We start from the raw sequence: 12232 nt of genomic DNA on the forward strand, positions 1-12232 counted from the left end.
AGCCTGCGGCCCCGAATTTCGCGACTTCATGTCGTGTTAATCCGGCCCTGCACCGGGAATATTTCGGATATGTGACATTGGCGAGTCGGGAAGTGTCACAGACACACTCGGTCGTGTTGCGTTGCAAAATAGCAACGCAATTGAACCGATCTGGCGGGGCCGGGAACCAACGCCGCCATGAGGCGTGCGATCGTCGTCAGCCCGCGGCGGCGACGATCTCCGCCCATTCGGCCTCGGTGATCACGCGGATGCCGAGATCGGTGGCTTTCTTCAGCTTCGAGCCTGCGCCCGGCCCGGCGATCACGAGTCCGGTCTTGCTCGAGACCGACGCGGCAACTCGCGCCCCCAGCGCTTCCGCCTGCGCCTTGGCCTCGTCACGGCTGAGCGTCTCCAGGCTGCCGGTGAAGACGAGGATCTGCCCGGTCACCGGCGACTCGCGAGTCTCGTGCACGACGTCGGCAGGCTTCACTTCGCGCAACAGGTCGAACACGACCCGGCGGTTGTGCGGCTCGGCGCAGAAACCGACGAGCGCACTCGCCACCTCGGGGCCGATCCCCGCGGTCTCGATCGCGCCGACCAGCAGCTTGTCGCGGCGGAGCACGAATTTCCGCTCGGGTTCGCCGATGACCGGTTCGATCTGCGAACGCAGAAAGACCGCGTGCCGCAACACGCTGCCGAGCGCCTTGGCCGACACATAGCGTCGCGCAAGGTCACGCGCGGTAATCTCGCCGACATGACGGATCCCGAGCGAAAACAGGAACCGGTCGAGCGGGATCGTCCGCTTGGTCGCGATCGCCGCGATCACCTTCGCCGCCCAGACCCGCCCGTCCTTCTTGCGTGCGGCGAGCTGCTCCTCGGTCAGCCGGAAGATATCGGCGGGTGATTCGATCAGCCCGTCGCGGAAGAACGCCTCGATCAGCGTCTGGCCGAGCCCGCCGATGTCGAACGCATGGCGCGACGCGAAATGGATCAGCCGCTCGACCCGCTGCGCCGGGCAGATCAGCCCGCCGGTGCAGCGATAGACGACCTCGCCCTCCTCGCGCTCGGCGGCGGACCCGCATTCGGGGCAGCTATGCGGGAAGACATACGCGTCGCGCTCTGCGTCGGGCGTGAGATTCTCGACGATCTGCGGGATGACGTCGCCGGCGCGCTGGACGAGCACGCGGTCGCCCGGCCGCACGCCGAGTCGCTCGATCTCGTCGGCATTGTGCAGCGTCGCGTTGGTCACGACGACGCCGCCGACGGTGACGGGCGACAGCCGCGCGACCGGAGTCATCGCGCCGGTTCGCCCGACCTGAATGCCGATCCGCTCGAGCAATGTCTGCGCGCGCTCGGCGGGGAATTTGTGCGCGATCGCCCAGCGCGGTGCCTTTGCGACCTGGCCCAGCCGCGCCTGCCAGTCGAGCCGGTCGACCTTGTAGACCACGCCGTCGATGTCGAACGGCAGGTCGGCGCGCTCGGCTTCGATGGTCCGGTACACGTCGAGCGCCGCCGCCGTCCCCTCGACCCGCGCAAACCCGTCGGCGATCGGAAAGCCCCAGCCGCGCAACGTGTCGACCACCTCGGCCTGCGTCTCGCCCGGCACGACGCTCGCCTCGCCCCAGCCATGCGCGAGGAACCGAAGCGTCCGGCTCGCGGTCACGCTCGCATCCTTCTGGCGCAGCGATCCGGCGGCGGCGTTCCGCGGATTGGCGAACTGCCGCGCGTCCTTGCCGGTCTCCTCGGCCTCGGCGAGCAGGCGCGCATTGAGCGCGGCGAAGTCGTCCTTCGCCATATACACCTCGCCGCGAACCTCGAAGACCGCGGGGGCCGCGCCGGCCAGCTGCTGGGGAATATCGCCGATGGTGCGGACATTGGCGGTGACGTCCTCGCCGACCTGCCCGTCGCCGCGCGTCAGCGCCTGCACCAGCCGCCCTTCTTCATAGCGCAGCGAACACGACAGCCCGTCGATCTTCGGCTCCGCGGTCAGCGCCACGGGCGCGTCGTCCGCCAGCTTCAGGAACCGGCGCACGCGCGCGACGAACTCCTCGACCTCCTCGTCCGCAAACGCATTGTCGAGGCTCATCATCGCCTTGGCATGCGCGACCTTGGCCAGATGCCCGGCAGGCGCCGCGCCCACCGTCCGGCTCGGCGAATCGGCGCGTACCGCTGTCGGAAACGCTGCTTCGATCGCCGCATTGCGCCGCACCAGCGCGTCATACTCGGCATCGCTGATCTCGGGCGCGTCGTCGGTATGATAGCGCGCATTATGATACGCGATCTGCGCGGCGAGCGCCTCCAGTTCGGTGGCGGCTTCGGTCTCGGTCGCGGGAAGGTCAGGCATTGCGCCGGGTTAGGGGAGGGGGCCACCTTTCGACAAGACCTCGATCAACATGGCGTGAACATTCGCGCGACTTGCGCGCTGAGATCCCACGACAATTTTTCGCAGGATCCGCCATCATGACCGACACCAACCGTCGCGACCTCTTCAAGGGCGCCGCCGTCACCGGCCTCGCCGCCGCCGCCGCACCGGCATTCGCGCAAGGCCAGGCGCCGCTCGCCGATCCGCAGACGCGCTTCGTCTCGACGCCTTTCCCTGAACAGCGGCAGAAATGGCCCGCGCTCCAGCGCGACATGCGCCCGGTCCCCGATTGCGGCGAGGCCAGCTATCGCGGCTCGGGGCGGCTCGCGGGCCGCAAGGCGCTGGTCACCGGCGGCGACTCCGGGATCGGTCGCGCGGCGGTGATCGCGTTCGCGCGCGAAGGCGCCGACGTCGCGATCAACTACTACCCGACCGAGGAGCCCGACGCACAGGATGTCGCCAAGCTGCTCCGCGCCGAGGGGCGCAAGGTCGTGCTGATCCCCGGCGACCTGACCGATGCGAAATTCTGCACCGACCTGATCGCGCGCGCCGCACGCGAGCTCGGCGGGCTCGACATCCTCGTCAACAACGCCGCCTACCAGCAGTCGAAGGCGTCGATCGCCGAGATCAGTTTCGAGCAGTTCGACCGGACGATGAAGACCAACGTCTATGCGATGTTCCACCTGTGCAAGGCGGCGATCCCGCTGATGAAGCCGGGCGCGTCGATCATCAACACGGGGTCGGTCAACTCGGTCGATCCTGGCGAGGAGCTGCTCGATTACGCGACCACCAAGGGGGCGATCCTGATCTTCACGAAGGGGCTCGCCAAACAGCTCGGCAAGAAGGGCATCCGAGTCAACATGATCGCGCCGGGCCCGGTCTGGACGCCGCTCCAGGTCGCGGGCGGCCAGCTGCCGGGCAAGATGGGCGAGTTCGGCCAGGACACCCCGCTCGGCCGCGCGGGCCAGCCCGCCGAACTCGCATCGCTGTTCGTGACGCTGGCCGAGACGGGCACCAGCTTCACCAGCGGCAGCGCGTTCGCAGCAACCGGCGGCAGCGGCGTGCTGTAGTCCTACTGACGATCCTCCCCCGCAAGGGGGAGGTGGCACCGAAGGTGACGGAGGGGGAGGAACACGGAGCAGACGTTATCCCGTCCTCCCCTCCGCCTGGCAAGCGCCAGCCACCTCCCCCCGGCAGGGGAGGATCAGAAACCGCAAAACCTCACGTTACCCTCTGAGCTCCACCCCGGCGAAGGCCGGGGCCCAGTTGGGAAGGTCGTAGTAACGGAGCAATGCGCGCGGTTATCACCGTCCCCCAACTGGGCCCCGGCCTCCGCCGGGGTGGTAATACTCTGAAGGTGGCAAAAACAAACTCACCCCTTACCCAACCGCCGCAACCCCTCCGCATCCACCACCCGGATCCGCGCATACGCCAGCGCGATGACCCCCTCGCGCTCCATCGCCTTCAGCGCCTTGTTCAGCGTCTGCCGCGACACCCCGATCATCGCAGCGATATCCTCCTGGCGCAGCGCGACGCTGTCCCCGCCCGCCGCGCGCACCATGCCCCCCAGCGTCCGCGCGAGCCGCACCGGGATCGGCTGCGACAGCGTGTTCATCATGAACGCCAGCGACGCACGCTGGTGCGCGCACGCCAGCAGCGCGATGTCCCACCACAATTCGGGCGTGGCGGCTGCCAGCCGCCGGAACGCCTCGATCCCGATATGCAGCACGCGCGCTGCGCCAAACGCGATCGCATCGTGCGGCCGCGGCCCCGCGTCGAGCGTCGACAGCTCGCCGAACCACGTCCCCGGCCCCATCATCAGCACCACCAGCTCCGCGCCGACCGCGGGATAACCGATCAACCGGACCTGCCCGTCGAGCACCGCCCACAGTCCATCCGGCGGATCGCCGACACCGTACAGCCGAGTCCCCGCCGCGACCGTCCGCACACTTGCCTGCGCCAGCAACAGCGTGCGGCGCGCGGCCGGCACCGCGCCGAACCACGCATCGGCTTCGAGCCGCCCGGTATCGATCGGTGCCATGACGCATCGTGTCGACCGATCCGATCAATTGTCAATCCGGCGACATTGTCGCGCTGACGGCCATGCTATTTCCCGGGCATAATAACAGGAGATGGATGATGGCGACCGCACTCAGGACCGAACCGACCGTACGCGATCTGGTGTCGCCCGAGGAATGGGCGCTCCGCGTCGATCTCGCCGCCGCATACCGGCTGGTCGCGCATTATGGCTGGGACGACCTGATCTTCACGCATCTGTCGGCGCGCGTGCCCGGCCCCGAGCATCATTTTCTCATCAACCCCTACACGCACATGTTCGAGGAGATCACCGCGTCGTCGCTCGTCAAGATCGACGTCAACGGCGACAAGGTCATGGACACGCCCGCGCCGGTCAACCGCGCCGGCTTCGTGATCCACTCTGCGATCCACGCCGCGCGCGACGACGCGGTTGCGGTGCTGCATCTGCACACGCCGCACGGCCAGGCGGTGTCGGCGATGGCGGAGGGGCTGCTCCCGCACACGCAGACCGCGATGATCGCCGGGCACGACGTGGCGTATCACGACTTCGAAGGCATCGCGACCGAGCTCGACGAGCGCGAGCGGCTGGTCGAGGATCTCGGCACCAAGCACAGCATGATCCTGCGCAACCACGGCACGCTGACGGTCGGCGAATCGATCCCGCAGGCGTTCCTGCGCATGTATTTCCTCGAACGCGCGTGCGAGGCGCAGGTGCTGATGCTCAGCGCCGGTCGCGAGAATCTCAACACCCCGAACCAGGGCGTGGCGGAGAAGGTCGAGGGCCAGTCGAGCGGTCCCGGCATGCGGATGCTCGCGGATGGCCTCGCCTGGCCGGCACTGCTCCGCAAACTCGACCGGATCGACCCGAGCTTCCGCGACTGAGCCCGGGCGCGACGGGAATAGATGCCACCACCCCGGCGAAGGCCGGGGCCCAATTGGCAAGGTCGTTGTAACGCAGTACCGCGCTGACCAACTGCTGTTTTCCAATTGGGCCCCGGCCTCCGCCGGGGGGGCAGGGAGGGCACGATGAAAGCGACAGCTTTAATGTTGGTCATGCTCTGCGCCACCCCAGCCATGGCGCAGCAAACCCATATCTCGCCCAAACCCGCCCCCGCGATCGGCTATGACTGGAACGACGAGTCCTCCGCCGACGACCGGGTCCAGCAATCGCTATGGCCCCGCTCGGACGCCAGCGCGGCAGGCCTCGACGACATGATTCACACCGAGCAATCCCCCCTCCACGCCGCGATCCGCGAAGACGGCGGCATCGGCAGCCGCGCACTGCACGGCCTGCGCAAAGTGGGCGGCGACTCCATCGTCGTGCCGGTGCTCAAGATCCACCTCGGCCACCCGCGACACTAGACGCCCTGAGCCCGCGAGCAAGGGCTAGAGGACGGGACGCTTGGGCAAACACGGCCGATTAGGCCAAGCCCCCAATCACCATTAGGCCCGCTCAAGCAACCGCTCCGCCTGCGCGCGTGCCTCGTCGGTAATCATCGCGCCCGACAGCATTCGCGCAATCTCCTCGCGGCGCTCGTCCTCCGACAACGCCCGCACGCCGGTCCGCGTCACCGTCCCGTCGTTGCTCTTGGCGATCAGCAGATGCTTCGCGCCGCGCGCCGCAACCTGCGGGCTGTGCGTGACCACCAGCAGCTGCGTGCTCTGCGCCAGCCGCGCGAGTCGTTCGCCGATCGCGCTGGCCACCGCGCCGCCGACGCCGCGATCGATCTCGTCGAACACCATCGTCGACGCGCCGCCCTCTTCCGCCAGCGCCACCTTCAGCGCGAGGATGAAGCGCGACAATTCGCCGCCCGACGCGATCTTGGTGAGCGCCGCGAACGGCGCGCCCGGATTGGTCGAGATCTCGAACTCGACGCGGTCCTTGCCCGCCGAAGACCAGCCCTCTTCGCCCAGCGGCGCAACGACGGTCTGGAACCGCGCCGCATCCAGCTTCAACGGCGCAAGCTCGCCCGCCACCGCGACATCGAGTCGCTTGGCTGCCGCCAGCCGCCGCTTCGTCAGCGCATCGGCGGCCGTATCATACGCCTTGCGCGTCGACGCCACCCGCGCCTCGAGCACGGCAATCCCGCCTTCACCCGCATCGAGCCGCTCGAGCCGCGCGCGCATCTCGTCCGCCAGCGCCGCCAGATCGTCGGGCTGCACACGGTGCTTGCGCGCCATCGCGCGCAGCTCGAACAGCCGCGCCTCGTCATCCTCCAACGCGCGCGGATCATAAGCGAGCTCGGCGCGCGCATCGCGCAACTGCTCTTCGGCCACCGACGCCTCGATCACCGCACGGTCGACCGCCGCGAGCGCCTCGCCCAGCGCGACATGATCCTCCGCGATCCGCTCCAGCACGCGCGCCGCCTGGCGCAGCTTCGCCAGCCCGCCGTCCTTACCCTCGAGAAAATCGTCGATCGCGGCCAGATCGTCGGCGATCTTCTCCGCGCGCTGCATCGAGCGCCGCGTATCCGCCAGCGTCTCTTCCTCGCCCGCGACCGGCGCCAGTGCGGTCAGCTCGGCGACGGTATGCTCCAGCCACTCGCGATCGCGCGCCGCGGTCTCGATATCGGCGCGCGCGGCGGCAAGCTCCGCCTCGGCCGCACGAAACCCCGCATACGCTTTCCCCGTAGCGCCCGGCTCGGTCCGCCCGAAAATGTCGAGCAACGCACGATGCCCGCGCGCATTGAGCAACCCGCGCTCGTCATGCTGGCCGTGGATCTCGACCAGATGCGGCGCCATCTCGCGCAGCAGCCCGGCCGACGCGGGCTGGTCGTTGACGAACCCGCGACTGCCGCCGTCCGCTTTGACGATCCGCCGCACGATCAGCGGCTCGCCGCGCTCGATCTCCAGCCCGTTCTCGTCGAACAGCAGCGCGAGCGGCGATTCGGGGGCAGGGGCGTCGAACGTCGCGGTCACCACCGCCTGCGCAGCACCATGCCGCACCAGCCCGCTGTCGCCGCGTCCGCCAAGCGCCAGCCCCAGCGCGTCGAGCAGGATCGACTTGCCCGCGCCGGTCTCGCCGGTCAGCACGCCGAGCCCTTCGCCGAATCCCAGATCCAGCGCCTCGATGAGCACCACGTCGCGAATGGAAAGATCGGTCAGCATCGCGCGCGTCTTAGCCGATCCGCGCGTGAAGGTGATCCCCCATTGTTCTCATCGCGGATTTTGCGATCAGCTACCGGGGCCGGTCCGCGTCGCGCTGCCCGGGCCGACGGGGGCGGGGCTCGAAATGCTGCCCGCGCCGGTGCCGCCGGTGTTGCCGTTGGCCTTGGGAAGCTCCAGCGCGCCGGTACCCGGCGTGCCTGCGGTACCCGTCGCCACCACCGGCTCACCGGGCGCGAGCGGGGCGATCGGCTTGACCGGATGGTCGCGCATCAGCTTGTAGGCGTGATCATACCAGTCGGTGCCGGGATAGTTGCGCCCGAGCACCGCCGCGGCCTTTTCGGCCTCGATCGGCACGCCGAGCTGCAGATATGTCTCGGTCAGCCGCATCAGCGCCTCGGGCGTGTGCGTGGTCTGCTGGAACTTGTCGATCACCGTGCGGAACCGGCCGTTCGCCGCGAGCCACTGGCCGCGCGTCTCGTAGAAGCGGCCGATCTCCATCTCCTTGCCCGCGAGATGGTCGTTGACCAGATCGATCTTCAGCCGCGCATCCGACGCATAGCGCGTGTTCGGATAGCGCCGCATCAGCTCGCCGAGCGAATCGAGCGCCTGGCGCGTGATCTTCTGGTCGCGAGTCACGTCGGTGATCTGCTCGTAATAGCCTAGCGCGATCAGGTAATAGGCGTACGGCGCGTCGCGGTTGCCCGGATGGACCGCCAGGAAGCGCTGCGCCGAGCTGATCGACGCGGTGTAGTCTTTGGCGAGGTAATAGCTGAATGCCGACATGATCTGCGCGCGGCGCGCCCAGATCGAATAGGGATGCTGGCGCTCGACCTCGTCGAACAGCTGGGCTGCCTCCTTGTAGCGCGCCTGGTCGAGCCGCTGCTTGGCGGTCGAGTACAGCGTGCCCACGTCGCGCGCGACATAGGGGAGGTCGCCCTTGGCGGCGCGGCCACCCGCACAACCGGCTATGGGGAGCGCAAGCGCGGCGATGAGCGTGACCGCGAGGGCACGAGACTGGGTGATACGCATCGGCGTGATCCTTAGCGTAAGCGGATAGCCGCGAACAATCCTTTTCGCCGGGTCGCTCTTGCCCCTTCCCGCCAACCGGATCGCACGGCAATAGTCGCGCGTTGGCGTCACGCCATTGTTATCGAGGATCATGTCATGCCGGCCACATTGTTGCACACCCACCGCGTCGAAAAGCCATGGGGTCGCGACACGCTCTGGCCCGGCTTCGAGGATCCCGCCGCGGGCTCGCCGCCGATCGGCGAAGTCTGGTTCCAGGAGCCCGGCAACACCACGCCCGACCTGCTGATCAAATATCTGTTCACCAGCGAGAAGCTGTCTGTGCAGGTCCATCCCGATGACGAGCAGGCGCATGCGCGTGGTCTGCCGCGCGGCAAGGACGAATGCTGGACGATCCTCGCCGCCGAGCCGACCTCGACGATCGCGGTCGGCACGAAGGCGCCGATGTCGAAGGACGACCTGCGCGCGTCGGCGATCGACGGCACGATCGAGGACAAGCTCGACTGGAAGCCCGTCCAGCCCGGCGACTTCATGTATTGCGCGTCGGACACGATCCACGCGATCGGCGGCGGGCTCACCGTGATCGAGGTCCAGCAGAATTCGGAGACCACCTACCGGCTCTACGATTACGGCAGCGACCGCGAACTCCACCTCAAGGACGGCATCGACGTCGCCGATCCGACGCCCTACGTCCCCGTCGCGCCGCCGATCGAGGTTGAGACCGGCCGGACGATCATGGTCGAGGGCCCCAAATTCGTGCTCGAGCGCTGGAAGGGTGGCGACCATGTCGTCAACCTGCCCGAGGGCACGACCGGCTGGGTGATCCCGGTCACCGGGTCGGGCCACGTCGCCGGCGTGGCGTTCAAGGCGGGCGAATGCGCGACGATGACGGGCAGCGAAACCGTCTCGACCAGCGCCGACGCCGACGTCCTGTTCGCCTATCCCCTCGCCAAGCGGATCTGAAGAGAGAATGTGCTCCCGCGAAGGCGGGAGCCCAGTCTGGGTCCCCGCCTTCGCGGGGACACAAGGTGAGGGCGACGCCCCCCCAACTACCACCACACCGGCGAAGGCCGGGGCCCAATTGGGAAGGCAGCAGTAACCGGACGCCGTCCCACGCCATCACCGTCCCCCAATTGGGCCCCGGCCTCCGCCGGGGTGGAATGACAGGCATGATGCTCCGTTAACCCCGCCGCCCTATATCCAGCCGCAATGCTCAGAGTCCTGACCCTCTCCACCCTGTTCCCCGACGTCACCCGCCCCAATTTCGGCGTCTTCGTCGAGCGCCAGACTTTTGGCCTCGCCGCGCATCCCGACGTAGACCTAAAGCTCGTCGCCCCGATCGGCCTTCCGCCGGGCCCGCTCGGCCGCCTCCGCCATTACGCACCCCTCGCCAAACTCCCCCGGCGCGAGACGTGGAAAGGCCTCGACGTCCACCGCCCGCGCTTCACCGCCATCCCCTTCACGGAAGGCCGCGGCCACGCTGCCGCACTCGAGCGAGCGCTAGTCCCGATCCTCGACACCTTGCGCGAAACATTCGCGTTCGACGTGATCGACGCGTCGTTCTTCTTCCCCGACGGCCCGGCCGCGGTCGCGCTCGGCAAGCGTTACGGCGTCCCCGTCTCAATCAAGGCGCGGGGCGCGGATATCCACCATTGGGGCAACGCCCCCGCCACGGCCGCCGCCGTCCGCGCCGCGGGGCAGGGCGCCGATGGCATGCTCGCGGTCAGCGCGGCGATGAAGGCCGACATGATCGCGATGGGGCTCCCCGCCGACCGCATCCGAGTCCACCATACCGGAGTCGACCATGCGCGCTTCCACCCAATAGACCGGGCCATTGCAAAGGCAGCACTCGGCGTCACCGGCCCGCTGGTCGTCTCGGTCGGCGCGCTGATCCCGCGCAAGCGGCATGACATCGTCATCGACGCGGTCGCAGCACTCCCCGGAGTCACGCTGCTGATCGCAGGCGAGGGGCCGGAACGCGCGTCGCTCGAGGCGCGGATCGCGCGCCACGGCATCAGCGACCGGGTCCGCCTGCTAGGCGCCGTCCCGCACACCGACCTGCCCCGGCTGATCGCCGCCGCCGACGTCAGCGCGCTGGCCTCCAGTTCGGAAGGCCTTGCCAACGCCTGGATCGAATCGCTCGCCTGCGGCACGCCGATCGTCATCACCGACGCCGGCGGCGCGCACGAAGTGGTGACCTCGCCCGATGCCGGCCGGGTCACGATCCGCGACGGGCTGGCATTCGCCGCCGCGATCGACGCGCTGCTCAAGGATCCCCCGACAGCGGCGGCAACCTGCGCCACCGCGGCCGCCTTCACCTGGGAGGCCAACACCACCGCGCTCTACGCGCATCTGGCGACGTTAGCCGCGAATCACCCTTCGAGAGGGTAGAGCGCCGCCACGATCCAGCGACCCTCGCCGCGCAACACCGCCCACGCGCGGGCGGCGGCGCGGCTGTCCATCGCCTCGATCCCGAACCCGCGAGCCTCGACCGCGCGCTTGAACACAAGCGGCGGCTGGCGCAGCGCCGAACCGGTCCCCAGCAACAGGAACTCCGGCGGCGGATCGAGCGCGAGCAATGCCGCCACATCCGCCTCGCCCAGCGTCTCGAACGCAGGCGGCGTCCAGCCATCCGCGCGCTCGGGGCTGATCGACAGAGCGGTATAATAGCCGTCGTCGACCTTGAACCCAGCCCGACCGATCGCCGAGATCATCGGCCCATCGGTCTTCTCGCGGTCCATCCTCATTTAGCGTTCGACCTTCGGGCCCACCCGTTCGGCACCGTCCTGCACGCCGCCCTTGCGCGGGGCCGGATCGGCACGAAGCCCCAGCGTGATCAGCAGCGACGACGACACGTAGATCGACGAATACGTCCCCACGACGATACCCAGGATCATCGCCGCGGTGAACCCGCGCAGCACATGGCCGCCGAGCACCAGCATCGCGACCAGCGCGAGCAGGATCGTCACCGACGTCATCACCGTGCGCGGCAGCGTCTCGTTCACCGACAGGTCGATGATCTCGCGCATGTCCATCTTGCGATAGCGGCGCATATTCTCGCGGATACGGTCGTCGATCACGATCTTGTCGTTGATCGAGTAGGAGATGATCGTCAGCACCGCCGCGACGATGTTCAGGTCGAACTCGAACTGCGTCAGCGCGAAGAAGCCGAGCGTCATCAACAGATCGTGGACGATCGCGACGACGGTCGACACGCCGAACTGCCATTCGAACCGCACCACCGCGAACAGCGCGATGCCGAGGATGGCGAGGCCGACCGCGAGCAGACCCTTGCTGATCAGCTCCTCGGATACCTTGCCCGAGATCGTGTCGTACTTCGAGAAGGTCGCGCCGGGGAACTTGACCGCGAGGTCGTCCGACACCTTCTTGACGAGGCGGTTGGTCGCCCCCTCGTCGTTGCTCTGCGGGATCGGCAGGCGGATCGACAGCGTCTTGGGGTCGCTGAACGACTGGATCGAGGCCTCGCCGACGCCGAGACGGTCGACTTCGGTCCGGACCGCGTCGATCGACGGCGGGGTCGCGAACTTCTCTTCGATCAGGACGCCGCCGACAAAGTCGACGCCCATGTTCAAGCCCTTGGTGACGACGAGTCCGATCGCCAGCAACGACAGCAGCAGGGTCAGCCCGAACGCCCATTTGCGGAGCGACACGAACTTCAGGTTGGTGTTGTCGGGAACGAGTTTCAGCAGGCGCATGGTA

Annotated in this window: 11 protein-coding genes; 5 read left to right on the top strand and 6 right to left on the bottom strand. The window is 68.2% G+C overall.

The features are described from left to right. Positions 1-196 precede the first annotated feature (196 nt). Positions 197-2323, bottom strand: a complete 2127-nt coding sequence (gene ligA, locus C8J26_RS10035) for an NAD-dependent DNA ligase LigA (protein WP_107957791.1) — start codon at positions 2321-2323, stop codon at positions 197-199. 116 nt (positions 2324-2439) lie between these two features. Here ligA and C8J26_RS10040 point away from each other — a divergent pair, with 116 nt between their 5' ends. Further along, positions 2440-3411 (top strand): SDR family oxidoreductase, encoded by a 972-nt coding sequence (locus tag C8J26_RS10040; protein ID WP_056416417.1) that lies wholly within the window; start codon positions 2440-2442, stop codon positions 3409-3411. A 302-nt stretch (positions 3412-3713) separates the two neighbouring features. Here the strand turns inward: C8J26_RS10040 and C8J26_RS10045 are convergent, their stop codons facing one another. Next, complete coding sequence (locus tag C8J26_RS10045) at positions 3714-4382, bottom strand: Crp/Fnr family transcriptional regulator (RefSeq protein WP_107957792.1); 669 nt, start codon at positions 4380-4382, stop codon at positions 3714-3716. Between the two features lie 98 nt (positions 4383-4480). Here C8J26_RS10045 and C8J26_RS10050 point away from each other — a divergent pair, with 98 nt between their 5' ends. Continuing rightward, a complete protein-coding gene (locus tag C8J26_RS10050) occupies positions 4481-5260 on the top strand; it encodes a class II aldolase/adducin family protein (protein ID WP_107958143.1) in 780 nt (259 codons plus the stop codon). 144 nt (positions 5261-5404) lie between these two features. Beyond that, positions 5405-5740 (top strand): hypothetical protein, encoded by a 336-nt coding sequence (locus tag C8J26_RS10055; RefSeq protein WP_208631369.1) that lies wholly within the window; start codon positions 5405-5407, stop codon positions 5738-5740. Between the two features lie 81 nt (positions 5741-5821). Here the strand turns inward: C8J26_RS10055 and recN are convergent, their stop codons facing one another. After that, on the bottom strand, positions 5822-7486 hold the full coding sequence (gene recN / locus C8J26_RS10060; RefSeq protein ID WP_107957794.1) for a DNA repair protein RecN: 1665 nt from the start codon (positions 7484-7486) through the stop codon (positions 5822-5824). 66 nt (positions 7487-7552) lie between these two features. Beyond that, positions 7553-8515 carry an outer membrane protein assembly factor BamD gene (locus tag C8J26_RS10065; RefSeq protein WP_082445294.1) on the bottom strand — a complete coding sequence of 321 codons (963 nt, stop codon included), beginning with the start codon at positions 8513-8515 and terminating at the stop codon, positions 7553-7555. Between the two features lie 135 nt (positions 8516-8650). On the opposite strand from C8J26_RS10065, the gene C8J26_RS10070 reads away from it, so the two are divergent. Next, positions 8651-9475 carry a class I mannose-6-phosphate isomerase gene (locus C8J26_RS10070; RefSeq protein WP_107957795.1) on the top strand — a complete coding sequence of 275 codons (825 nt, stop codon included), beginning with the start codon at positions 8651-8653 and terminating at the stop codon, positions 9473-9475. Positions 9476-9721: 246 nt separating this feature from the next. Then, entirely contained in the window at positions 9722-10903 is a 1182-nt protein-coding gene (locus tag C8J26_RS10075; RefSeq protein WP_107957796.1) for a glycosyltransferase, read from the top strand. Here C8J26_RS10075 and C8J26_RS10080 read toward each other — a convergent pair. Together C8J26_RS10080 and secF are read right to left on the bottom strand one after the other, a co-directional pair. Next, on the bottom strand, positions 10885-11259 hold the full coding sequence (locus tag C8J26_RS10080) for an MTH938/NDUFAF3 family protein (protein WP_107957797.1): 375 nt from the start codon (positions 11257-11259) through the stop codon (positions 10885-10887). The two genes, C8J26_RS10075 and C8J26_RS10080, sit on opposite strands and share 19 nt — an antisense overlap. Further along, positions 11260-12228 (bottom strand): protein translocase subunit SecF, encoded by a 969-nt coding sequence (gene secF / locus C8J26_RS10085; RefSeq protein WP_056416436.1) that lies wholly within the window; start codon positions 12226-12228, stop codon positions 11260-11262. Positions 12229-12232: the final 4 nt, after the last annotated feature.

Origin of the sequence: Sphingomonas aurantiaca (genome assembly GCF_003050705.1) — a bacterium.
Classification (GTDB): domain Bacteria; phylum Pseudomonadota; class Alphaproteobacteria; order Sphingomonadales; family Sphingomonadaceae; genus Sphingomonas; species Sphingomonas aurantiaca.

What these genes read in the sequence shown, in the direction of transcription:
- ligA (WP_107957791.1), bottom strand. Translation starts at nt 2,323, where the DNA reads ATGCCTGACCTTCCCGCGACCGAGACCGAAGCCGCCACCGAACTGGAG.
- C8J26_RS10040 (WP_056416417.1), top strand. Translation starts at nt 2,440, where the DNA reads ATGACCGACACCAACCGTCGCGACCTCTTCAAGGGCGCCGCCGTCACC.
- C8J26_RS10045 (WP_107957792.1), bottom strand. Translation starts at nt 4,382, where the DNA reads ATGGCACCGATCGATACCGGGCGGCTCGAAGCCGATGCGTGGTTCGGC.
- C8J26_RS10050 (WP_107958143.1), top strand. Translation starts at nt 4,481, where the DNA reads ATGGCGACCGCACTCAGGACCGAACCGACCGTACGCGATCTGGTGTCG.
- C8J26_RS10055 (WP_208631369.1), top strand. Translation starts at nt 5,405, where the DNA reads ATGAAAGCGACAGCTTTAATGTTGGTCATGCTCTGCGCCACCCCAGCC.
- recN (WP_107957794.1), bottom strand. Translation starts at nt 7,486, where the DNA reads ATGCTGACCGATCTTTCCATTCGCGACGTGGTGCTCATCGAGGCGCTG.
- C8J26_RS10065 (WP_082445294.1), bottom strand. Translation starts at nt 8,515, where the DNA reads ATGCGTATCACCCAGTCTCGTGCCCTCGCGGTCACGCTCATCGCCGCG.
- C8J26_RS10070 (WP_107957795.1), top strand. Translation starts at nt 8,651, where the DNA reads ATGCCGGCCACATTGTTGCACACCCACCGCGTCGAAAAGCCATGGGGT.
- C8J26_RS10075 (WP_107957796.1), top strand. Translation starts at nt 9,722, where the DNA reads ATGCTCAGAGTCCTGACCCTCTCCACCCTGTTCCCCGACGTCACCCGC.
- C8J26_RS10080 (WP_107957797.1), bottom strand. Translation starts at nt 11,259, where the DNA reads ATGAGGATGGACCGCGAGAAGACCGATGGGCCGATGATCTCGGCGATC.
- secF (WP_056416436.1), bottom strand. Translation starts at nt 12,228, where the DNA reads ATGCGCCTGCTGAAACTCGTTCCCGACAACACCAACCTGAAGTTCGTG.